Source organism: Enterobacter sp. ECC-175 (assembly GCF_043968675.1).
GTDB lineage: Bacteria > Pseudomonadota > Gammaproteobacteria > Enterobacterales > Enterobacteriaceae > Enterobacter.
In genome coordinates this window covers 1,533,725-1,555,653 of sequence record NZ_CP143776.1, presented here as the reverse complement: position 1 = coordinate 1,555,653, position 21,929 = coordinate 1,533,725, and the positions used below count along the sequence as shown (strand labels likewise).

General features: G+C 48.9%; 21 protein-coding genes and 1 tRNA gene. 4 read left to right on the top strand and 18 right to left on the bottom strand.

The features are described 5' to 3' along the window. Positions 1-76 precede the first annotated feature (76 nt). Together V1599_RS07310 and V1599_RS07305 are read left to right on the top strand one after the other, a co-directional pair. Entirely contained in the window at positions 77-1,861 is a 1,785-nt protein-coding gene (locus V1599_RS07310; protein WP_395301265.1) for a diguanylate cyclase, read from the top strand. A 477-nt stretch (positions 1,862-2,338) separates the two neighbouring features. Beyond that, positions 2,339-3,283 (top strand): glycosyltransferase, encoded by a 945-nt coding sequence (locus V1599_RS07305; RefSeq protein WP_395301264.1) that lies wholly within the window; start codon positions 2,339-2,341, stop codon positions 3,281-3,283. Positions 3,284-3,300: 17 nt separating this feature from the next. Here V1599_RS07305 and V1599_RS07300 read toward each other — a convergent pair whose 3' ends face one another. Further along, positions 3,301-3,990 (bottom strand): B3/4 domain-containing protein, encoded by a 690-nt coding sequence (locus tag V1599_RS07300; RefSeq protein WP_395301263.1) that lies wholly within the window; start codon positions 3,988-3,990, stop codon positions 3,301-3,303. A 43-nt stretch (positions 3,991-4,033) separates the two neighbouring features. Here V1599_RS07300 and V1599_RS07295 point away from each other — a divergent pair, with 43 nt between their 5' ends. After that, the gene (locus tag V1599_RS07295; RefSeq protein ID WP_395301262.1) at positions 4,034-4,630 is read left to right on the top strand and encodes a helix-turn-helix domain-containing protein; all 597 of its coding nucleotides are present in this window, start codon (positions 4,034-4,036) and stop codon (positions 4,628-4,630) included. Between the two features lie 19 nt (positions 4,631-4,649). Here V1599_RS07295 and V1599_RS07290 read toward each other — a convergent pair whose 3' ends face one another. From V1599_RS07290 to proB, 17 genes are all read right to left on the bottom strand, one after another. Then, entirely contained in the window at positions 4,650-4,970 is a 321-nt protein-coding gene (locus V1599_RS07290; protein WP_395301261.1) for a putative quinol monooxygenase, read from the bottom strand. A 200-nt stretch (positions 4,971-5,170) separates the two neighbouring features. Further along, positions 5,171-5,947 (bottom strand): hypothetical protein, encoded by a 777-nt coding sequence (locus tag V1599_RS07285; protein WP_395301260.1) that lies wholly within the window; start codon positions 5,945-5,947, stop codon positions 5,171-5,173. 295 nt (positions 5,948-6,242) lie between these two features. Then, on the bottom strand, positions 6,243-7,142 hold the full coding sequence (locus tag V1599_RS07280; protein WP_395301259.1) for a hypothetical protein: 900 nt from the start codon (positions 7,140-7,142) through the stop codon (positions 6,243-6,245). 49 nt (positions 7,143-7,191) lie between these two features. Beyond that, positions 7,192-8,550, bottom strand: coding sequence for a hypothetical protein (locus V1599_RS07275; protein WP_395301258.1), 1,359 nt, complete (start codon positions 8,548-8,550; stop codon positions 7,192-7,194). Positions 8,551-9,040: 490 nt separating this feature from the next. Continuing rightward, positions 9,041-9,313, bottom strand: coding sequence for an ogr/Delta-like zinc finger family protein (locus tag V1599_RS07270; RefSeq protein WP_042713596.1), 273 nt, complete (start codon positions 9,311-9,313; stop codon positions 9,041-9,043). A gap of 277 nt (positions 9,314-9,590) precedes the next feature. Continuing rightward, positions 9,591-12,278 (bottom strand): DUF927 domain-containing protein, encoded by a 2,688-nt coding sequence (locus V1599_RS07265; protein ID WP_217801285.1) that lies wholly within the window; start codon positions 12,276-12,278, stop codon positions 9,591-9,593. Beyond that, complete coding sequence (locus V1599_RS07260; protein ID WP_063137331.1) at positions 12,275-12,685, bottom strand: hypothetical protein; 411 nt, start codon at positions 12,683-12,685, stop codon at positions 12,275-12,277. Before V1599_RS07260 ends, V1599_RS07265 begins: the two co-directional genes overlap by 4 nt. Then, positions 12,675-12,914 (bottom strand): hypothetical protein, encoded by a 240-nt coding sequence (locus V1599_RS07255; RefSeq protein WP_042713601.1) that lies wholly within the window; start codon positions 12,912-12,914, stop codon positions 12,675-12,677. Before V1599_RS07255 ends, V1599_RS07260 begins: the two co-directional genes overlap by 11 nt. After that, positions 12,911-13,465, bottom strand: coding sequence for a host cell division inhibitor Icd-like protein (locus tag V1599_RS07250; RefSeq protein WP_074136102.1), 555 nt, complete (start codon positions 13,463-13,465; stop codon positions 12,911-12,913). The genes V1599_RS07255 and V1599_RS07250 overlap by 4 nt, the downstream gene beginning before the upstream one ends. A 108-nt stretch (positions 13,466-13,573) precedes the next feature. Further along, positions 13,574-14,578: a P2 family phage major capsid protein gene (locus V1599_RS07245; protein WP_063623700.1), complete on the bottom strand. Its 1,005-nt coding sequence runs from the start codon at positions 14,576-14,578 to the stop codon at positions 13,574-13,576. Between the two features lie 14 nt (positions 14,579-14,592). Then, positions 14,593-15,477 carry a hypothetical protein gene (locus V1599_RS07240; protein ID WP_227413369.1) on the bottom strand — a complete coding sequence of 295 codons (885 nt, stop codon included), beginning with the start codon at positions 15,475-15,477 and terminating at the stop codon, positions 14,593-14,595. 22 nt (positions 15,478-15,499) lie between these two features. Beyond that, positions 15,500-15,700, bottom strand: coding sequence for an AlpA family transcriptional regulator (locus tag V1599_RS07235; RefSeq protein ID WP_045324665.1), 201 nt, complete (start codon positions 15,698-15,700; stop codon positions 15,500-15,502). 107 nt (positions 15,701-15,807) lie between these two features. Continuing rightward, positions 15,808-16,605 carry a hypothetical protein gene (locus tag V1599_RS07230; RefSeq protein WP_045324667.1) on the bottom strand — a complete coding sequence of 266 codons (798 nt, stop codon included), beginning with the start codon at positions 16,603-16,605 and terminating at the stop codon, positions 15,808-15,810. Then, positions 16,595-17,785 (bottom strand): tyrosine-type recombinase/integrase, encoded by a 1,191-nt coding sequence (locus V1599_RS07225; protein ID WP_395301257.1) that lies wholly within the window; start codon positions 17,783-17,785, stop codon positions 16,595-16,597. The genes V1599_RS07230 and V1599_RS07225 overlap by 11 nt, the downstream gene beginning before the upstream one ends. A 164-nt stretch (positions 17,786-17,949) precedes the next feature. Further along, positions 17,950-18,025 (bottom strand) — tRNA-Thr (locus V1599_RS07220). Between the two features lie 111 nt (positions 18,026-18,136). After that, positions 18,137-19,390 (bottom strand): glutamate-5-semialdehyde dehydrogenase, encoded by a 1,254-nt coding sequence (proA, locus tag V1599_RS07215; protein ID WP_395301256.1) that lies wholly within the window; start codon positions 19,388-19,390, stop codon positions 18,137-18,139. A gap of 11 nt (positions 19,391-19,401) precedes the next feature. Continuing rightward, complete coding sequence (gene proB / locus V1599_RS07210; RefSeq protein WP_112011186.1) at positions 19,402-20,505, bottom strand: glutamate 5-kinase; 1,104 nt, start codon at positions 20,503-20,505, stop codon at positions 19,402-19,404. Positions 20,506-20,809: 304 nt separating this feature from the next. Between proB and phoE the strand changes: the two genes are divergently transcribed. Beyond that, complete coding sequence (gene phoE / locus V1599_RS07205; RefSeq protein WP_297118192.1) at positions 20,810-21,862, top strand: phosphoporin PhoE; 1,053 nt, start codon at positions 20,810-20,812, stop codon at positions 21,860-21,862. The last annotated feature ends 67 nt before the right edge of the window (positions 21,863-21,929 follow it).

Sequence of the window (21,929 nt, the reverse complement as noted above, 5' to 3'; positions counted from 1 at the left end):
TTTTTTTCACCATAAATCAAAGCTTTTCTATAATTTGAAATAACGCATCCACTCTTGCCGTATAAGGAACCCGCTGGTGCGAATCGCCACGATCACAAACTGGGCCTATGGGGCCACGGTATGCCTGACTATTGCCTCCGGCGTCGTCATGATATTGGCCTCGAATGCTGACAGCGTTGAGCGTCAGGCCGTTAAGCAGCGCCAGCAGTTCGATCAGATCACGGAAGAGGTGGAGACGGACGCGTGGATGCTGTCCGACCTTGCGCGCCTGTACGTCATCAAAAAAGAGCCGGCCATCCTTGACGAGTTCCAGCAAAAAGAAAGCGTCCTGAAACGCACCGAGCATCGTATGGTGCAGCTGAAAGATGCAGGAGCCACCAGCGGAGAACTGATGCTGCTTGGTGAGGGGCTAAAAATAATTGATGAGCTGCAGGATGAGCAGCAGGCCGCGCTCTCCAGCGTGGCGCGCGGTGAAGGACAGCAGGCCGTGGACCTGCTGTTCGGCAGCGCCTACGAGCTCGAGATTGAGCGCGCGCAGCGGCAGATTGACCATTTTCGCCAGATGCTCGACTCACGCATCATCGCAGAGGTGCAGGCCGCCACCAAAACCTCGAAAACCCTGCGCACCGCCTCGGAAATCATGGTCGGCCTAACCGCCCTGCTCTTTCTCTTTGTCCTTGGCTTCATCCTAAAGCGCCGCGTGCTGCGCCCGGTCGTTCGCCTGAGCGACGTGGTGCATCGCCTCGCCTCGCAGGACTACGCGGTAGAGACGCCCAACTTTAACCAGATTGATGAGATCGGCGACATGGCGCAGGCCATTCATATTTTTCGTGAAAACGGCCTGGCGCGGCAGCGGCTCGAACGCGAGCGCGACGCGGACTGGGCCATCCGCGAGCTGCTGGCGCGGATGACCCAGCGCCTGCAGGGCTGTGAAAACTTCGCTGACGTGATTAACGTCGCCGAGCTGTTTGCCCCGAACGTGGCGCCGGGGGTGGCCGGGCGCTTGTATATTCTGGAACGCGATCCGTGGCAGATGCGCTGCGTGGCGGAATGGCTTGACCCCGACGGCGATAATCATCCCTTTGATTCGGACGCGTGCTGGGCCATTCGCCGTGGGCAGAGCCACCCGCCGGTCAGCGGCGAACCGGATATCGCCTGCTACCATCTGCCGCCGTCCAGCGCGGACTGCTCCCTGTGCGTTCCGCTGATCGCGCAGGGCGAGGCGATTGGCCTGCTCTCTTTCCAGAACATCACGCCGGACAACGCGCCCGCCCGCGCCTACCTTGAGCTGATGGCCGAAGCGCTGGGGCTGGCGCTGGCAAACCAGCGGCTGCGCGATGCGCTGCTGGAGAAAGCGCTGTTCGACCCGCTCACCGGGCTGCGCAATCGCCATCATCTGGACGATACGCTGCGCACGCAACTGGCGCAGGCAATGCGCAGTAGCGAATCCTTGAGCTGCCTGATGATCGACATTGACCACTTCAAAACCATTAATGACCGCTACGGCCATGAAGCGGGAGATGAGGTGATTAAGAGCGTGGCGGGCATTGTCAAACGCGCCGTCCGCGACGGCGGGATGGCGTTCCGCTACGGCGGCGAGGAGTTTTTAGCCCTGTTAGCCGGCGCAAATGAAGACGCGGCGTTCGCCTGCGCCAGCGAAATCCATCGCGAGGTGCATACGCTGAGCATCCGCTACGGGCTGACTGAAATCGGCCCGGTGGATGTCTCCATCGGCATCGCCAGCTATCCGCAACATGCCCAAAGCGACAACCTGCTGCGCGCCGCGGACGTTGCGCTCTATCGGGCAAAAGAGCTCGGCCGCTCGCGCATCGTCAGCTTCGGCATGCTAAAGGCAGAGTAAAAGAGGGGGTGCGCGCAGCACGCAGGGAAAGCGGCCAACATTAACCCTGGCCCCCTTTCAGGGGCGTTACCATGATCGATAAAACCGATCGATTAAAAAAAATCGATCTGCAAAATGAATTATCCTCCCGCCATCACGCATGCTAAATTCCGCCATCACGTAAATTCATTGTTATAAATGATTATCTTGTCATCCGACGGGCAGGGGTATTTTCGTCCAAAATACGACGCGGGCTATGACAGCAGGTGATGGAATGAAAAGATGCATGCGGTGTAAAAAGAAAAGAGGCTTTCTGGCCAGATTCTTTGGGCTGGATAAAGAGTACTGTGATAAATGCCTGCTGGTGATTAATCAGGAAATAAGAACGAAAATAAGTATTCCTGCATCGAGCCGGGACGCTCATGACAAAAAATAACGCCCTGCCAGGCGTATTTCCCTTCTTAACAAGCCGATCCCTTCACTGTTTTACGCTCCATTATGAAAAATAAAATCGATATCAGCGTCATTATTCCAGTATTTAACGCTCAGGACGCTATCGTTCCGTTGGTAGCTAAACTCCTTAGCGAAAAGACTGCGAGCATTGAAATTATCGTCGTTAACGACGGCTCAACGGATGCCACCGAAGCGGTACTTCGCACGCTCGACGATGAACGCCTTATCGTCATAAGCCAGAATAATCAGGGCGTGTATGCAGCGAGGAACGCCGCGCTGGCGGTTCATCGCGGAGAGTGGGTCATTTTTCTGGATGCCGACGATCGGATTGAGGACCATTTTCTGCGCGAGCGTTTCGCTATAGCCTGCGAGGCGCAGGCCGATGTCGTTATTTTCAACGGCTGGCACGGAGATAGCGCCCATCCCGTGCATCATAAACAACCCTACAGAAAGATGCTGAGCGGATGGCAATGGATTCACCGCTGCGTCAACCAGCGGGAGTGGCCGCATTATTTATGGCTTCAGATGGTGCGTTCGTCCTATATCCGACAAAATAATCTGAGCTTTCAGGCGGGAAAGAGCCACAAGGATATCGTGTGGACGCTGCACCTCGCCGCCGAAAACGGTCGGTTTTATTTCTCTGACATAAAAGATTATCTCTATATCAATAATCCGGCCTCGATTACGCACCGCCAGGACTATTACGACGTCCGCGCGACCAGCTATATCGATGTCATTGCTGAGATCGTTGCCATCAGCGCAAAGCCGCAGTACAGGGACATCAAAAATGCGCTTGCCCGACATGCGCTCGTGGAGTCCCGGCATTTTTTGGGCCTCTACCGGCGTAAGGTGAGCAACCGTCAGGCGCTGCGCGCCCGGTTCCGTTCACGCATTCAGCTTTACAGGCTCGTCCCGGCCATCCGCACGATGAGTGACGTCTTCTTTCTCATCAAGCTGGCTTACAACATTTATCGCCAGGCTCCCCGTTAGCTCACCGTGCGGACGGCTTAGCCCGCGTCAATGAGCGTCACGTCGAACCGCACGCCCGGCATCATGACGTTCAGTCCGTCTGTGAGCATTTTTCCTGCCTCATGCAGAGCCTCGAGCGGCATCTCCCGCAGGCTTTCCAGAATAAACCACATGTGCTTATCGGAAGCGCTCAGGCGCGTTCTTATTCCCTGCCGCCAGTTCCAGCGGCGGCACGTGACGCCCAGTTCGTCACGCCAAATCACTTCTCCCGGTTCAGGATTCTCGATAATCGGATTGCCGTCTTTGAAGGTGTCAAACGGCTCGCTGCCGTCTGAGATAATGAGGCGCGGCATGCCGGAATAGGCATCCAGATTTTCACCCCCGACAGGAATGGCGTAGCGCAGGCTGACGGCGTTATACAGGTCCACCACCGGGTCCAGCGCCGTCATTGATCCGTCGCGCAACACCCGCTTGCGCAGGGCTTCGGCTGAACAAGGCGTGCGTTTGGGCTTTGCGCCAAAAGCGCGAAAGGCCTCTGACCATGCGTTCAGATGAGCCTCTGCCCACGCGGGTTCCCCGTCGAGGACGGCCTTACACGCGCTTATGAGCGCCTCTTCCCCAAAGCCGGGGTTAACGAGCGGAGCAGCCGTTACGCTGATGCTCAGCGCGCGGAAGCCCGGCGCCAGGCGGGCAACGTCAGCGCCGATTGACGGATGTGCAGTGAACATTTCATAATCCTAAAATGACCGTTTTAGATTATGATAATGACCGATGAACAAAAAAGTCAATATAACGACCGGGACCGACGCGTCCGTAATTAATGAGGCGCTCTCAGCTTCCCTGAAGCAGTATCGCAGCGAGAAAAAAATGTCGCTGGATGAGCTCTCGCGTCAGGCGGGGGTAAGCAAGGGGATGCTGGTGGAAATTGAAGCCTGCAGGGCAAATCCCAGCATCGCCCTGCTCTGCAAGCTGGCATCGGCGATGGGCGTCTCGGTGGCGGATATCGTTAACGTCGCCAGTAAACCCAGCGTACACCTTATTGCTGCAGAAGAAATTCCCTGCCTGTGGCGCGGCGAGCGCGGCGGTACCGCACGGCTGCTTGCGGGCACCAGCGGACCGGACATGATCGAGCTATGGGAGTGGAAGATGCATCCCGGAGAGATTTTCACTTCCCCGGGGCACTCTGCCGGCACGTGTGAACTTTTACATGTTGTGGAAGGCGCTCTTCACCTCACTTTAGGCGAGGAAAGCCTGACGGTGAATGAGGGCAGTTCAGCGATTGCCAGAACGGATTTGCCGCATAGCTACAGGTGTGTGGAAGGCGGCCCGCTCACGTTCACGATGACGGTGAGCGAGCGGGGACGCTGAGGGATCCCGACGGCGAGCGCTAGAAAAGCGGGGTCAGGCGCTGAACGTTCAGGCTCTCCAGCTTGCCGTCGAGGATTTCAAGAAACTCATCGTGATAGGGCATGGCGACATGCTTTTTCAAATCCTCTGCGGATTTCCAGCGCTCGATAAATACGAACGACACGCTGCCCTCATTTTCCAGCTCGCGAACGTCCGGCACCGCCCGGCTTTCGTGCAGATCGTACTGCAGACAACCCTCTTCACCGTGGGTTGGTTTCACCATATTTTTCGCGGCGGTTCTCACCGCATCCACATGCTCCGGGAACGGCGTCAGGGTGGCAACAATTTTCACTTCGCTCATAAGTCTTCCTGTTAAAAAATGGACAACAACCGCGCCAGCGAGGGCGCGATATTCCGTTAAACAGCGTAGTGGTGAACGTTGGGTTTCGCCAGCGGTACAGTCTCATCACTTTTGGACCGAGAACCCACGGGGCATTGATACTTTCGGAGGCGTACACATGCAATTATGTCTATGGAGAGTACGGTCTTCCTCACTCCTCACTATTTCCATACGTCTTGTATTTCCGGGTTAATCTCTGCCGGAGCACATTGTGACTGCATCGCCATTTGCGTGAGCTTTTTGTAGCTATCCTGTATTGATTTTTGATTAATAATATTGGAATTATAGAACGAACGTTCAGAATTGATGACCATTACTGAATTGCAAGGCATAAATAGTATAATAATGCCCTTCGCAAGACGGAGACTGCTCGTTGGCGTACGTGTTTCAGTAAAGGTAGTTTCGCCACGTAAATTACCGCTGCCGGGTGAGACTTCCCATTTAATTTCTACAGGGTCAATACGCGGTTCAGGATATTTTGTCTTCACAACTGAAAAAATATCCAACGTTGGTGACATACTGCCACTTTGAGGTATTTTGCTTGTTCTCCCTGTCGTCAGAACAACACCCGTCAGTTTATTTTGGATGCTATAGCTGAAGTCAGGTAAATTCGTTAAGTTGGCAGCAAATACGGGGATATCTTCCGCTGACTGAGCAAGCTCTTTTTTAGGTGCGTGCTTAAGGACAAGGTCGACAGGAAGCAATACGGTATCAATAACAGCGTCAATCGGAAGGGAAATTATGTGAAAAAGCGGCCATAGCCCAAACGAAGGTGCCCACAGATAAGCATTCGCTATCTCTCTCTTGTCACGATCTACACCACGATAAGTATCTTTGTAACTATCACCACGTGCTAACGTTCCGCATCCCGAAAGCTGCGCAACCAGGGACATTAGACATAACGACAATACTGCTTTGCTCAACATCCATTTTTTCATTATTGATTTTCCATATAAGGTTTATTGACTAAAGATTTTTTAGTTAAATCATTCCATCGGTTCCATAGTTGGAATTATTATTATCATAAATATATAAGATCAATAAAATTGTGTTGAAAGTGGGTCAATCAACATCAATAAACAATTCAACTATGCAGAAAGCGTATAAAAAGATGGTGCCGATAATAGGAACAAAAAATAAATGTAACCACCTGTTTTAAAAGCATTTACAAAATAACAAATGATAAAATGCCCCCTAAAGTGCCCCCATTTTAATAAGGGCACTTAACCAAGTTCATTTTTTATGCTCTGTTCTTTTCGCAATCTCCGGTACTGCCTCACTGGGAGATATCAACGTGCGAACATTCGTTTTTTCCGGCAAACGCTCCTGCATTAATTTACTTAATGGGACTCCTGTTACACGTGACTCTTCGATCAAATCAGCAATTAGATCTCCTGATATCTTTTCTCCCTCTCCAGCAATAGCTAGTGTAGATATGTGGTAGGTTGAGTCTGCCTCGTCATCTGAACGGCTCATACTTTCTAAAGCCCATTCAGGATCGTCTTCCACAAACGCCATTGCAGCTTCCATACCCATTCCGAATTGACCGAAGTTATGTGTAAATTTATCAGGATGGTTACGTCCCATAGTTAGTGCAAATAGATCATCGTTGCTGAAAGGTAAGTGGAACGTATTAAAATTTATAAACTGCATACCATCAATTCTCATTTGGAAATGATAATGCGGATATTCTACTGCTGTTCCTGCATGGCCTTTAAAATCCGATTCAGAACAATCAAAAGTCCATTCAATATTCTTCCATTTGATGGTACTAGATAAAACTTTACCTTTTGGCATTTCCAATGGAAGATCATTTATATTAATCAATGGTTTTTCCATATTAGCGCACCACCGTAGAAAAGCGGCAATATTTACATATCCATATTTATTATAGAGCAGAGGAAAATCTTTCGTCTTGAATTTGCAACGTCTTAAAAGCCAATGAAGACATGGCGTTTCTTTACTAATCGTTTTGAACGATTTCCCACAAAGGTAACATTCATCGTTAACATATGCACTTTTAAATTCATTAAACTGTCGATGGTTCTCCTCAGCATATTTTAAATTTATTAACTCTCTTTCATCCTCAGTTAAAGACTTGAACTTGTTAAGTATTTTTATTTCATCAATCATAGCTCACCTTTTTCAACAACATTAAAAAAAGACATTCACTTTATAAGACCTATTTTTTTGTCAAATTAATATCTTTAAATTTTCCTAGTAAATCCGACACCGAATCTATAGCACTTTTACCATCCTCAACTTTTAATTTTGAATGATATATTGGTGATTTGTATATTGACGATACAGATGAAAGGATTAACGCATCTTTATTCTCTTCACTTATGAGCTGTTCAGCATATGCTTTTAATGTTAATGCTACGGCCGATTTAAAGGCATACTCCTCTTGAAAATTACGCTCCTTGCTATATTGTGCAATACCAAATAGAAGCAACCCTATTGCAGGTAATGCTTTGATAGAGTTTATTATTATCAGTTTATAATCCATAGTCTGCCCTTCGGATAAATGGAACAGGAAAAATATCCAAAGTACAGTTGAAACTGCAAGAAATGGTACTGCGTACTTCCAAAAATTGACAGATGGTGCAAGTTCATTTTTTCGCTGTTTAAATGTTTCAAAAAGTGATGCTCCAACCTCTCTACCAATCAGAGCATCAAGATAATCATTTCGTTCTTTAAAGTATGATTCTTTGTCAGCGACAAAAGCTAACTTTTCATCAAATGAGCTATTAAGTGCGATCAGTTTCTTACTTATTTCACTATACTCATCTTTATATTGTGAAATATTTAATTTAATTGCATTCAATGCCTTTTCAGAATCATCGAAAACCTTATCAATGCTATTATTTTTATTTTCAGAGAGAGCTAGTTGTGAGTTTATTTTTTCAACAACGCTAGTTGTAGAGTTGAACATGTTATTTATAGAATCATTCTGTGATACTAAATTTTGAAGCAAAGCCTCATAGTTTTTAACTTGAGACTGGCATTCATCAAGAAATGTACTCACACTAACTTCAGCATCCTCAACCCTTTTTACAAAATTATCTAACTCTAAAATCCTTTGTTCAATTAGTGACTTTTTCATTTCAAGAAGCTCATATTCTTCTTGAAGTTTTCTTTCGGTCTTTTTGAAAGCTCTTCTAGTATTCAACTCCCAAAAACCATTTACCCTCTGATAATTTGCCAATCGATACACAAATGCGAGTGAATTACTATAATTAGCACCAGATATATTTGCATTCATATTTGAAAGATCAGAAAGCAAATTACCAGAACCAATTTCACTGCCATAATTATAAGAAAATGGCAATGTCACATAATTCAAATCATCGAACTCCTGCCTAAAATGATTACGAACCTTATTAACTAGAGTGACATAATCATATACATTGATATCACCAAGCATGACTTGGGAAATATCGCCACTGTCTTTAAATGATTCAGCCACTTTGTCATTGAAGTTAATTGCATCGAAAGCATCTAAAAGCCCTAATACTTGTTCTTTTTGCTGTCTATTCATTTATTTCCTTCCAAAACTTCCTAGAAAAATAGATTTCATTTTATAAGTGTCGCAACGTTGTGTTGCAAGAGCATGTTTTTTATAGCTTACATCCGGCAATCAACAAAATCATGCCAAAAATTTCTATTTATGACCGAAATCGCACTACACCGCACCCGCCTGCGGTTTTCAGATCGCAAAAATTTTTCAGTTGGAATTTTTTACAAAGGATAGCGCCAGACCGCGCCACAACTGGGGACTTACAGCGAGCAGGGAACTGAAAAGAGTGAAAAGAATTTCAGTTTTTTTCAGTTAGCTTTACTACAAAATCGTAATAACTTTAATTAAGTTATTGATAGTAAAGAGATATAAAATTTTAAGTGAGATTTTTCATGATAACTGACGACACACTTAAAAATTAAGCAGCTGATTCTTATAAACATTTTTTCTTAAGCAACTGAAATTTAATGAACCGAAGCCGGGAAAATTTTAGTTACTCCCGGCGAGCCGTTCACTGGCTCTCTTTGGCTGCCAACAGGAGTTCTAATGCTTTTTGTCGCTCGTCCGGTGGCAGGGCATCCATTAGCTCTTTAATCCGTCCCTGACCGCTCAAAGCGCTGGGACTAATCGTATGTGAGAAGGAAACGTTCATCACAAACGTATGCCCACACTCTACATTTGAGCAATAACAGTACACATCTGATAATTTGGGGTGCTTTCGGTTTGTTTTCCTCACCGTTGCCGCAGACATACACTCCGGGCAGTAAATTTTCATCACTCGCATAGCTAAACCTCTGTTGCCTGCCAGAAGAAGGGATTTTGGTTCCTTTCCTCTTGTTCTGTACGTGTAACACTGGTAACACGTGTAACGTCGTTGATTTAATTGAAATTAATCTGTTACCAGTGACCTAAATAAAGAGGTAACGCGTGGTAACACACTGATTTTTGTTACCACTGTTACCAGTGGCTATTTCTGACTGGTAACAGTGGCAAGCCTTGTCGTCACTGCCTGTTACCTCTGTTACCAGTGTTACCTCATAAAAATAAGACTCACGCGATTACTATTCGGGATCGGTGCTACCCAGTACTTGCGTATTAAACTGGTACACACGCTTAAGCCCTATTTCTGGCAGGCGAACGCTGTTTTGCGTTCTCCCGTCCTCCCCGGCTTTCAGCCAGCCCGCCTCAACACACAATCGGGCCACCTTTCGTGAATCGAACCCTTTACAAATTTCTTTCCAGCCAGATGGCAATACGTAGAAGGTCACAGTGGACTCTGTCACGTTGTCGCCCTTGTCCACTTTCCTGAACCCCATCATCGACAGTGGGCGGTTCCTGTCGTCGTGCCAGTCAGCAAAGCGGCTGAACTGGTTACGTGTCATATAATCCCTGACCTGCTCCAGTGCGGTTTTATCCTCCTGGTTCGCGGTATGCCCACGATCAGCCATCCATGAGGCAAGACAACACTCAGCAGCCCTGAACGCCTCACCTTCAGGCCATCCGGTTATCCCGGCTTGTGTGGCAAGTTCTCCAGCCATAGCAACCAGCGCAAAACGGGTAACGGCGCGCCCAACCTGATTTCCTGCATCCGCTGGGGTCAGCCTGCGGGTGTAGTCCTTCAGCAGCGCTTTCGCCTGGCTGGTCAGTTCCTGGAGATCGGCTGTCAGACAATGCAGCCAGTCGCGGAAGGGTGAGCCATGATAATGAATAACGGCGTGTTCCAGATGCTCCGCCAGCGCTTTACCACCACTAAAGCCGTGCAGCTCCTCAAATACTCCATGCTTGCCCGAATCACTCGGGATCTGGATCATGCGTACTTCAACCCCGGCGTAGGTTCGCTCTCCGGCATTGGCGGCGTGCTCGACCAGTGACAGCTCCCCCGTGGAAAGAAACAACAAATTCCAGCGGTTTGTTTCCCGTACCGAACCATCAGTTCGGGCGCGGGCTTTGCCCTGGCCGTTCGCCAGCATGTAGGCAATATTCCCAGCCTCTCTGCCATCCACCTCGCGGATTTCATCAAGCATCAGTGTGGCATCATTGCGGCGGCTGGCCGTTCCTTCCAGCGCGTTCCCGGTAGCACGCCATGTATGCCAAAAATCCGTACCACCGCACACCGAAGCCGCCACTTTCATGGTCGTGGTTTTACCGTCTGTAGATTCACCTTTCAGGTGATAACCGCCGCCACCTATACCAACCAGCTTCAGAAGCGGCGCGGCGAATGCCAGGCTTACGGCAAACGCCAGTCGGGCATTATTGACGCAATAGCGGCCTATATTTTCCCGCCATTCTTTCGTGGTGCCCGTAACACGAAAATCACGCCCCTGAACGCTGGAAGTCTGGAGAATGACAGACTGTGACTCTTTGCCGATCACTTCATCCTGAAGAACATAAACGCCGCCATGCCAGCCTGTTTTATTTACGCAGGTCACTTTTCTGTCGGGCTTGCACAGGGAGATGTATTCCATTAGGTGCGCTCTGGCCATCCCGTTGATATTGATATAAGAAAGCCCATTGACCAGCAGTACGCGCCGCAGTTCCTCTCCGCTACCACCCAGCATTTCCATCGGCATTGCCCATTTTCGGCTAATGCCGTTGGTGTCTTCCCATTCCAGCAGGCGGCCATAATTGCTGCCGTCAGCATCGCTGGTGATAGCTGTCACACGCAGCGGGCTGCAAATCTTGATATTGCGGATCTCTGTGTCACCATCTGATTTGTTCACCAGCTTGTCATACCACAAATATTCTTTCGTGAGCCTGAACCCCTGCGGCAATCTGGTTTGCCCTTTTCCGTGCAACGTCATTTCCTCCCGGAAGGCTTCACGCGCCCTTTCCTTCCCGGTTTCCTGACGATAATCATCCCAGTCGGCTTTATGACGTACCGGAGGAAGCGTTACCCAACCATCTACGGCTTTCGCCGCTTTTTCAGCCCATACCCGGCCAGTGTTCTCTTTCCCGTCTACAAGATCGTTATCTCCAGCCAGGATAATCCGGGTTTCCGGCCATCGAATGCGGATTTGCTCAGCAACCTTTACCAAATTTGTGGCCGCAATGGCAGCAACGATCCAACCGTCAGCCAGGAGGCTGACGGTCAACGCAGTGGCATATCCTTCAGTGATAATGACCTGTTCCGGAGCATCAGACGGAACATCAGCCACGGCAATAAAAGCACCTGACAGCTGACTGCCGGGTAAAAGACTTTTATCACCATCAGAGTTAATAAGCTGACCGCCTGTAACATTCCCGGTGATGTCAGTTAAAGGCAGCAGCAGCGACCCGGCTGGAAAAGTCATCCCCGCCAGATTGATGGCAGCAGTAAGAAGCGGTAAAGAGTAACCCTGCAATCCCTTTCCGGTCAGATAAGCTGATTCACCGTTTTGAGACAGCTTTTTAAGTTTCTGATAGCGGTCTGCTCCGGTCTCTTTTCCCGCCACCTTTTTCCTGGCTGGCATAGCGGGTTTATCCTGTACTTCAGGTAATGCCAGAACCTCAGAGACCATTCCCGCGACCTCCTTCACTGAGCGTCCTGTCACCAGACGGACTAAATCAAGGCCATCGCCATTGCCGCACTGATTACAGAACCATGTTCCGCGCCCCTCTTTGTCATCAAGACGGAAGCGATCTTTTCCGCCGCAGGCCGGACAGGCACCGTGGCGTCGGGCGGAAGGAACATTAATCCCTAACGCGGAAAGGATGTGTGGCCATCGCCCGTTTGCTGCCCCCGAAACCGCAGATACAGACTGAACTTTCATAACAGTACCTCCCCGACTCCCGCAGTGGTAATGCTGAAACCTGGAGGTACTTCTCCATCGGGCGCACCGAAAACGATGTCCCGGTACACTTCACGTAGCTCAGAAACACCAAATGCGGAAAGGCGAATATTTTCAGCCATGTAACCGGGTGACAGCATTCGCTCCAGAACGTCACATGCCAGACGATGCCCCTCTTCCTGGCCGAATTCGTTAATCCAGGGTGCTTCAATATGATAAAGAATATTCATGGCCACACGATCAGGTGTCAGCTCGATACGCTCGCCATCCTCGATATACACAGCTTCTCCATTAATCCGCTGCATCAGGGAAATATAGGCATCAGCAATGCAGGAACGCAGAAATGCCGCCCGAAACTCAGGTGAATGGACTACGAGATTAGCGTTCATGCTTTTCTCCTTTAATGGTACTGGTTTCTCTCACCACACCCTCCAGCTGTTCTGCAATACAGGCCATGATTGCTGCGGCTCCCTCAGCAGAAACTGTTCTCTGCCCACTCATCGCAGGAAATGACAGAACTTCGGCCAAGAACTCGCTCGCCAGCGCAGCCCGTAAAAGACGGTTCTCGCCTGCTTCAGTCAAGGTGCAACCGTGGTTAGGGATGGGTAAATGACTCATGCGCTCACCTCCCCGAGATTGTTCATCGGAATACGTGCGGCGAAGCTCAGTACAAAATCGGCAACGAGTTTCATGCGGGCAGCACGCTCGCAGGTTGCAACAGTACGCACAGCGAATGGACGCGCGGCATAATCAGTACGGCGCACTGCGAGAAAAACAAAGGTAAATTCTGGATGTGACAATGTAGGGATCGAAGCCATGGCGGCAATCTCCTTCAGATAGCGGTTAACGCTACCACCGGAGTTTCCACGCCCACTGGTGGTAGCCCAGACGGGGGTGGAAATACCGGCTCTGAAGGATACCGGCCTGACCGAAGTCAGCCCCGCCTGAGCCACCATTACTCGATAGCTACAACGGCAAAGAAACCGCTGTAAAAGCAATAGGTGTGCAAAGACACGGACACAAAAAAAGACGCGTGGCGCGTCTGGTGTCGCCTTCAGATTACACGGGTTTCCACGCCCGGTTGCCGATTTTGCGGCAACGGTGCGAATATAGCCCGAGCAATTGGCAAGGCGCAAGAAATTTATAACCGAATTTAGTTTATTGAACATCCATCTAAATCCTGACATGCTTAAGCCTCAGTTTGAAGTTGAGTTTTTCATTTTTCCTACGCTGTGAAACAGACCCGCTTATTAGCGGGTCTTTTTATTTCTTCAGCATCAGTCGGAGAAAGTTACAGCGCTCTCATCCACAGCGGCATAAAGCTCAGGCTCCCCCAGCGCATAGCCTTCATTGCGAAGATAAGAATTAACGTATTCACTTTTCTCATCATCAAACTCAGCCCGGAATGATCGGGTTCGGGACTGGGTATAAATGTGCAGATTATCCAGCGTAGTGACCGCAAGACGTTTTCCCGGCATGAACGGCGGGATAAAAGCAAACCGTCCGGCAACCGAACTGACTGCCATTTGCGCAGCATCCACATCAGCCGGGCGATCAGCCGCGTTGAAGAGCTTAAGTCGCTGTTTAGCAGCAAGCTCGGCACCCACGAGAACCACCAAGCGTGGATCTTCACGATAAGGTTCGGCAATCAGCTCTGTAATGAGGTGATTAGCAAGCAGGTCGAGATTCTTCCATTCCCCGGTTTCACCGAGGGTTACAGGAGTAGTTAAGACTTGTTGACCACCCTGATAGTTTTTTGCCAGCGCATGCCACCCGATATTTACGTCTTCACCTTTTTTATTCATCTCTGGATCAGTCGTATCGGCAATTGACTCTCCATTAAAACCAACCCGCAACATATCAAGTGCATAAGCCTGACTAAAAAACGCACTGACCGATTTATCAAATTCGCCCTGAGCACCTGTATGATAAATATGTGACATATCTAAATAGCTGATTCGTGCACATGTGTCAGTTTCGGACAGAAAAAATTCAGTGCCATTTATCGCTAACATCTTATGGAATCTGCCACCGTGAACTCGTCCTGTATGTAACTCGCTGGCTCCAATATTAATGGCATTACCTGAAATAGCATTAACGTCACGCAAAGTGATATTATTGATTAACCAACCAGACTCAAGAATTGAGCTTCGCAAAATATTTTCAGTTGGTTTGCTTAATGAAAACCGTCTATTTGAAGATTCCTGGTAATTTGTACCAGATACGAATTTACTGTGATAACGGCGTGCAGCGTCCGGCCTTTCGGCTTTGAATGCGTACATGATTTATCCTTTTATTATTTACGAAATATTTTTTTCTTGTATTCAGAGAGCTGATTATATTTCACAGCATGCTCTGCATATTCACGATCGCTTACTACGGAGCGAAGAATGGCATTTTCAGCGCGATAGTACTCCCGATAGGCCATAGTTCGACTTATCCCACCTCTTTCCAGTTCGTAACGGTCATTTGGGTATGCACAACATTTAAGAATGTGCTCAACTGCATTATCCAGTGCACATAGAGCATCCAAGATAAATCTCACATCCCGAACTAAAGTCGCATCGTTTAAAACGTTAATAAACTCAGCGGGAGAAGTTAACGGTCTGGAAAACGAGTTAAGATATTTTTTACTAATGTTCTTCCCGATATGTTCAGCCTCTTCAAGTAACAAACTTCCGAATCCTCTGAAGAGACTTACCCGCGTTTGCTGCTCTTTCTGTCGTAAAAATGCAGAATTGTACTGTCGTTCATAGGCATCACGCGCCCCTTTCACGGCATTTTTGTTTTTTACTTCAGAAACTGTTCTGGAGTTAACATTCAACCCTGCATTTTTTAATGCGTACTCGGCAGAGCTAACATCCTTTTGTCGGAAGGATAACTCTTCTTCTTCACGCTGACATAGCACCTCAAGTCGACTCATTAAGAGATTGATTTCATCGGCAGTCGCTTCCGTATCGGGGATTGTTAGCCCTGTTAAAGAACGTAATTCCTCTCCTTTATGACGCAGTTTATTTAACATAAAGATCTCGATGATTCTTATTATACATGCAGAATCACCATATCCTTCATTGAAGATACTGACCTTATAAGTATCTAATACCGTAACTTGTTCGCATTTAAGAGAAGGATAAAAGGATTTACCCTCCATTGGGAGTTTAATAGATGTCATATTAGTCATATTGGTCCTATTCTTAACAATTTTAATTAGATGTGTGACTATCTCTCCAGGCATAATAATCACCAGCACGCCACCTTGACATACGTCCTAACTTAATCGGCTTCGGGAATTTACCAAGAGAGATCAGCTTATAAATCCACTTATCAGTAAACAAGCAATCAGAGGTGATATACTTCATATCAATTAGTGAGTCTGCACTAGGGCGAGTATCAGTGAGCGCCATGATTCGTTCCTCTCAATTCATCAATTCGTGTCAACGGAGAGGATTAAAGCACTTGGTTTGGATGTAAAAAAGGCGAGTAAGTAAAAAAAACTTACTCGCCAATAATGTTAATTATTTGTAAAAACAGGTTTTTTGAAAATACTTGAAATCAACTTACTAATTACTGCGAAAGACAACGGAGGTTCTTTCTTATCAGGCCAAAATTCATCGGCTCGGGTGAAGATAAGCTCTGTTAACGCTGTAGCGTTGTCTTTTTTAACATTCGAATTTTCTTTATAAAGATAAATGGCCACACTCAAAACTTGATTTCTTTTTGCTGCATGTCGCTCTTGTTGAGCAATTGATAGCGTTTTATATACATCAGCAGACGATGACTCATTATTAATGATGTTATGAAGCTTTCGAACGTCCTCGCTTTCAAGATACCCATCATGCTCCAAAAAAAAGCCATCCGAATTTTTCCAGTCCATCTGGATAAATTTAACATCATTTGAAAACACTTTCCCAGCTGGAACGAGAAGTGAAGGGTAATCTGGAAATTGACCACTAAAAAAGATAAAGTCTTTTTGGACTTTTGGCGGATATTTAAAATAACCTTTGATACGTGCAATAACTAAATTTTTATCATTTTTTACTTCATATATTTTTATGAGGCTATATTGACTAATATAACTATAACCCTCATCGTCCTTATCCAATGAATCAATATGATTAATAAATTCACTTATATTTCTTACTCGATGCTTTGAAAAGTTACCCTCCCTGCCTACATAGGCTGAGAACAAAAAATCGTTCTCCCCGGCCAGATACAAAATATCTTCTTCTTCACAACTTAGTATCTTAGCAACTTCAGCCACTTTATAATGTGTGCGAAATAATTTTAAAGGAGTAGATTTATTTGCCATTAAGATTAATTCCCTCAATAAAATCCGCATACCATTGCATCATATTCCTGCGCCCTTCTAAATATTGAGCATGGTTGTAAATCCCACGAATAGAATTTTTATCCAAATGTGCAAGCTGGGTTTCAATCCAAGCACTGTTAAAACCTTTCTCGTGTAGAATCGTACTCATCGTATGCCTGAAACCATGCCCCGTCACACGACCAGCATATCCAATACGTTTAAAAACTTGGTTGATGCTGGCTTCACTCATGCACTTACTGGGATCGTTGCGTCCAGGAAACATGAGCGGATAGTTGCCTGTCAGTTCTTTCAATCGCCCGAGATGAGCTAATGCTTGTCTTGATAGAGGTACAATATGAGCCCTACGCATTTTCATGCGTTCTTTAGGGATTTCCCACAGTGCGTTCTCAAAATCCACCTCACGCCATTCCGCTGCTCGTAACTCTCCAGTTCTGAGACCTGTTAAGATGAGCAAATATGCACCCAGTAATACAATCGGACTTCCTGAATAAGCGTTAAGAGCAGTAAAGAACTCCGGCAGCTCGTTAGCTTTCAGGAATGGATAGTGAACTGCTTCGTGCCCTTGCATTGCACTGGCAAGATCCGGTGCCGGGTTGTAGATCGCTCGACCTGTTACGATGGCGTAGCGGAATACTTCACCGCATCGTTGACGGACTTTCTTCGCTTTTTCCATTGCTCCTCTGGCTTCTATTAATCTCAGAACTTCAAGCAGCTCTAAGGGCTTAATATCAGCAATGGGTCGATGGCCAATGTGCGGGAAAATGTCTTTCTCAAATGCCTCGATAATGTCTGAAGCGTAGCCCTCAGACCATTTAGGTGACTTCATTTTGTGCCACTCTAACGCCACTTCTCTGAATGGATTGAGTATCTCTGTAGCAGCGGTTAAAGCATGTTTTTTGGCTTTCTTCACTTCGCCAGGGTCTTCACCGGCTGCGAGCAATTTCTTTGCGTCTTCACGCTTTTGCCTGGCATCAGCCAAAGAAACCGTTGGATAGACACCAAAAGATAAACGCTTCTCTTTGCCAGCAAAACGGTACTTCATACGCCAGTAACGCGAGCCATTGGGTTCTACTTGAAGATACAGACCACCTCCATCAGACAGCTTGTAGCTCTTCTCTTTTCCTTTCGCGGCTTCAACCTTTCGGGCATTCAGCATCATTGGGGGCACATTTCCTAGACCGAACAGAACATGCCCCTGATTGTGCCCCCAAAGGCATGTTGATTTCAATAGATAGAGGTTGACGCCAAATGACTGAAAACAACGTAACTGCTATGTTTTCAAAGGATTTTGTTGATGTGGATTGACTTGAGAAAACTAGTAGATGGTGCCGATAATAGGAGTCGAACCTACGACCTTCGCATTACGAATGCGCTGCTCTACCAACTGAGCTATATCGGCCCTGAGAGGCCAGTTACGAGCGTAACCACGGGGCAAAAGAGTAGATCTATTGGGGTGATGCGTCAATGGCCTTGCGATTCAAACGGCTATTTTTGCATCACCCGCAGTTAATTACGCACGAATAGTATCATCGCCGATGCCGACCCACTTGTAGGTGGTCAGCGCTTCGAGGCCCATCGGGCCGCGGGCGTGAAGTTTTTGCGTGCTTACCGCCACCTCGGCGCCAAGACCAAACTGGCCGCCGTCGGTAAAGCGCGTAGAAGCGTTCACGTATACCGCAGACGAGTCCACTTCATTCACAAAGCGCGCGGCGTTGCTTAGCGTGCGCGTGAGGATCGCATCGGAGTGCTGCGTACCGTGCTCGCGAATGTGCGCGATAGCGTCATCGAGATCGGCGACCACCTTCACGTTCAGATCCAGCGACAGGAACTCGTCGTCATACTGCTCGGCTTTGACGGGAACAACGTTAGCCGGGCCATCCTGAAGCAGCGCCAGAGCGTTAGCATCGGCGTGAAGCGTAACCTTGCTTTGCGCCATTTGCTTGCTTAACGCCGGCAGGAACGCACTCGCAATGCCCTCGTGCACCAGCAGCGTTTCAACCGTGTTGCAGGTGCTCGGGCGCTGGGTTTTTGCATTCACAACGATCTTCAGCGCGGGCTCAATTTCGGCGCTGTCATCGACCACGATATGGCACACGCCGATCCCGCCTGTGATCACCGGAATGGTCGACTGCTCGCGGCACAGCTTGTGCAGCCCCGCGCCGCCGCGCGGGATCAGCATGTCGATGTATTTATCCATGCGCAGCATTTCGTTCACCAGCGCGCGATCCGGGCTTTCGATGGCCTGTATGGCCCCCGCCGGTAAGCCACACTCCTCCAGCGCCTGCTGGATGACTTTCACCGTCGCGGCGTTGGTGCGCCAGGTCTCTTTCCCGCCGCGCAGAATGGCGGCGTTACCGGTTTTCAGGCACAGGGAGGCAACGTCTACGGTAACGTTCGGACGCGCTTCGTAAATCACGCCAATCACGCCGAGCGGCACGCGACGGCGCTCAAGGCGCAGCCCACTGTCGAGCAGCCCGCCGTCAATCACCTGGCCGACCGGATCGGCCAGACTGCAGACCTGACGAACATCGTCGGCGATGCCTTTAAGGCGTGCCGGGGTCAGCGCCAGGCGGTCGAGCATGGCGTCGCTGAGGCCGTTTTCACGCGCCTGCGCTAAATCCTGCTCATTGGCTCGCAGGATCTCAGCGGATTGCGATTCCAGATAATCAGCGATTTTTTCCAGCACGCGGTTTTTCTCGCGGCTGGAAAGGAGCGCCAGCTTATACGAGGCGGCCTTCGCGGCTGCGCCCATTTTTTCCAGCATGTTCAGGCTCCTTAACGAATAATCATGTCGTCGCGATGCACGGCAACCGGGCCATATTCATAGCCCAGAATGGCGTCGATCTGCTGCGAGTGGTGGCCGGCAATGCGGCGCAGCGCGTCGCTGTTATAGCGGCTCACGCCGTGGGCGATGTCGCGACCTTCAAGATTGCGAATGCGGATCACTTCACCACGGGAGAAGTTACCTGTCACGCTTTTAATTCCTTTTGGAAGTAATGAACTCCCTCTTTCCAGAATTGCCGCGGTGGCCCCTTCATCCACGGTCAGCTCACCGGCCGGCGGCGCGCCGAAAATCCAGCGCTTGCGGTTTTCCAGCGGCGATTCCTGCGCGTGGAAGCGCGTGCCTACCGAAATGCCTTCCATCACATCGCCGATCACGCCTGGGCGGCTGCCTGCGGCGATGATGGTGTCGATTCCGGCGCGGCAGGCCACGTCGGCGGCCTGCAGCTTGGTGCCCATGCCGCCAGTGCCAAGACCGGAAACGCTATCGCCTGCCACGGCGCGCAGCGCGTCGTCGATGCCATGCACATCGGTAATCAGCTCGGCCTGCGGGTTAGAGCGTGGGTCGGCGGTAAACAGCCCCTGCTGGTCGGTCAGAAGCAGTAACTTATCCGCCCCTGCCAGAATCGCGGCCAGCGCGGAGAGATTATCGTTGTCGCCCACTTTGATTTCAGCGGTCGCGACGGCGTCATTTTCGTTAATGACGGGAACGATATTGTTGTCCAGCAGCGCGCGCAGCGTGTCGCGGGCGTTCAGGAAGCGCTCTCTGTCTTCCATATCCGCACGCGTCAGCAGCATCTGCCCAACGTGGATGCCATAGATGGAGAACAGCTGTTCCCAAAGCTGAATAAGTCGGCTTTGTCCCACGGCGGCCAGCAGCTGTTTGGAGGCGATCGTCGCGGGGAGTTCGGGGTAGCCCAGGTGCTCGCGCCCGGCAGCAATCGCCCCGGAAGTCACAATAACGATACGATGCCCTGCGGCATGCAGCTGAGCGCACTGGCGTACAAGCTCAACGATGTGGGCGCGATTAAGGCGGCGCGATCCGCCTGTTAAAACACTGGTACCGAGTTTTACCACCAGCGTCTGGCTGTCACTCATGATTCTCTGCCGTTCAACAATAAGGGAAAGTGATGTAAGCAGACGTTTTAGCAGGACTCAGCCCCGTTGCCAACAGCCTTAGCACAAAGCGGAACACTTTGTTGCGCGGGATCAGGAAGCGTAGCGGCAGATTTTGACATTTTCATGACTGAAATAATAAAACACAAATTTTTAGATTAATTCTCAATTTGTCATAAAACTTTCATTCCAGAGCGTTAAAACCCTTCCTGTTTTTCACGGGACATAAGCATGAGCTTATCGTTCAGCGAATATTAGCGCGTTTATAAAACACTCAGGATCGAAAATGAAAAAAAGCACTCTGGCATTGGTGGTAATGGGCGTCGTGGCTTCCGCATCTGTTCACGCTGCAGAAGTTTATAATAAAAATGGAAATAAACTGGACGTGTACGGCAAAGTAAAAGCGATGCACTACATCAGTGATGACGACGCTAAAGACGGCGACCAGACCTACGTGCGTTTCGGATTTAAAGGCGAAACGCAGATTAACGATCAGCTCACGGGTTACGGCCGTTGGGAAGCCGAATTTGCGGGCAATAAAGCGGAAAGTGATTCATCACAGAAAACCCGTCTGGCCTTCGCGGGTATTAAGCTCAAAGACTTCGGCTCTTTCGACTATGGCCGTAACCTGGGCGCGCTGTATGACGTTGCCGCCTATACCGATATGTTCCCTGAATTTGGCGGTGACGGCCTGGCCCAGACCGATAACTTCATGACCAAACGCGCCAGCGGCCTTGCCACCTACCGCAATACCGACTTCTTCGGAATGGTTGATGGCCTGGACATGACCCTGCAATATCAGGGTAAAAACGAAAACCGCGACGTGAAAAAACAGAACGGCGACGGCTTCGGGACTTCTCTGAGCTATGACTTCGGCGGCAGCGATTTCTCCGTCATTGGCGCTTACGCCAGCTCGGACCGCACCAACGAACAGAACCTGCAGGCGCGCGGTGAAGGTAAAAAAGCGGAAGGATGGGCGACCGGCCTGAAATATGATGCCAACGATATTTACCTTGCGACTATCTATTCTGAAACCCGCAATATGGCGCCCATTTCCGGCGGCTTTGCAAATAAAGCGCAAAACTTCGAAGTGGTTGCACAATATCAGTTTGATTTTGGCCTGCGTCCGTCCCTGGGCTACGTCCAGTCTAAAGGCAAGGATATTGAAGGCATCGGTGACGAAGACATCGTGAAATACATCGACGTCGGCGCGACCTATTATTTCAACAAAAATATGTCCGCATTTGTTGATTACAAAATCAACCAGATCGATGACAACAATAAGCTCGGCGTGAGCAGCGATGATATCGTTGCCCTGGGTATGACGTACCAGTTCTGATTATGCGGTAATAAAAACCGGCTTTGAGCCGGTTTTTTTGTGCCCGGTGGCGCTGTGCTCACCGGGC

Excerpts from the sequence above, each read along its gene's own strand:
- V1599_RS07305 (WP_395301264.1), top strand. The coding sequence starts at position 2,339 with ATGAAAAATAAAATCGATATCAGCGTCATTATTCCAGTATTTAACGCT.
- V1599_RS07300 (WP_395301263.1), bottom strand. The coding sequence starts at position 3,990 with ATGTTCACTGCACATCCGTCAATCGGCGCTGACGTTGCCCGCCTGGCG.
- V1599_RS07295 (WP_395301262.1), top strand. The coding sequence starts at position 4,034 with ATGAACAAAAAAGTCAATATAACGACCGGGACCGACGCGTCCGTAATT.
- V1599_RS07290 (WP_395301261.1), bottom strand. The coding sequence starts at position 4,970 with ATGAGCGAAGTGAAAATTGTTGCCACCCTGACGCCGTTCCCGGAGCAT.
- V1599_RS07285 (WP_395301260.1), bottom strand. The coding sequence starts at position 5,947 with ATGAAAAAATGGATGTTGAGCAAAGCAGTATTGTCGTTATGTCTAATG.
- V1599_RS07280 (WP_395301259.1), bottom strand. The coding sequence starts at position 7,142 with ATGATTGATGAAATAAAAATACTTAACAAGTTCAAGTCTTTAACTGAG.
- V1599_RS07275 (WP_395301258.1), bottom strand. The coding sequence starts at position 8,550 with ATGAATAGACAGCAAAAAGAACAAGTATTAGGGCTTTTAGATGCTTTC.
- V1599_RS07270 (WP_042713596.1), bottom strand. The coding sequence starts at position 9,313 with ATGCGAGTGATGAAAATTTACTGCCCGGAGTGTATGTCTGCGGCAACG.
- V1599_RS07265 (WP_217801285.1), bottom strand. The coding sequence starts at position 12,278 with ATGAAAGTTCAGTCTGTATCTGCGGTTTCGGGGGCAGCAAACGGGCGA.
- V1599_RS07260 (WP_063137331.1), bottom strand. The coding sequence starts at position 12,685 with ATGAACGCTAATCTCGTAGTCCATTCACCTGAGTTTCGGGCGGCATTT.
- V1599_RS07255 (WP_042713601.1), bottom strand. The coding sequence starts at position 12,914 with ATGAGTCATTTACCCATCCCTAACCACGGTTGCACCTTGACTGAAGCA.
- V1599_RS07250 (WP_074136102.1), bottom strand. The coding sequence starts at position 13,465 with ATGTTCAATAAACTAAATTCGGTTATAAATTTCTTGCGCCTTGCCAAT.
- V1599_RS07245 (WP_063623700.1), bottom strand. The coding sequence starts at position 14,578 with ATGTACGCATTCAAAGCCGAAAGGCCGGACGCTGCACGCCGTTATCAC.
- V1599_RS07240 (WP_227413369.1), bottom strand. The coding sequence starts at position 15,477 with ATGACTAATATGACATCTATTAAACTCCCAATGGAGGGTAAATCCTTT.
- V1599_RS07235 (WP_045324665.1), bottom strand. The coding sequence starts at position 15,700 with ATGGCGCTCACTGATACTCGCCCTAGTGCAGACTCACTAATTGATATG.
- V1599_RS07230 (WP_045324667.1), bottom strand. The coding sequence starts at position 16,605 with ATGGCAAATAAATCTACTCCTTTAAAATTATTTCGCACACATTATAAA.
- V1599_RS07225 (WP_395301257.1), bottom strand. The coding sequence starts at position 17,785 with ATGATGCTGAATGCCCGAAAGGTTGAAGCCGCGAAAGGAAAAGAGAAG.
- proA (WP_395301256.1), bottom strand. The coding sequence starts at position 19,390 with ATGCTGGAAAAAATGGGCGCAGCCGCGAAGGCCGCCTCGTATAAGCTG.
- proB (WP_112011186.1), bottom strand. The coding sequence starts at position 20,505 with ATGAGTGACAGCCAGACGCTGGTGGTAAAACTCGGTACCAGTGTTTTA.
- phoE (WP_297118192.1), top strand. The coding sequence starts at position 20,810 with ATGAAAAAAAGCACTCTGGCATTGGTGGTAATGGGCGTCGTGGCTTCC.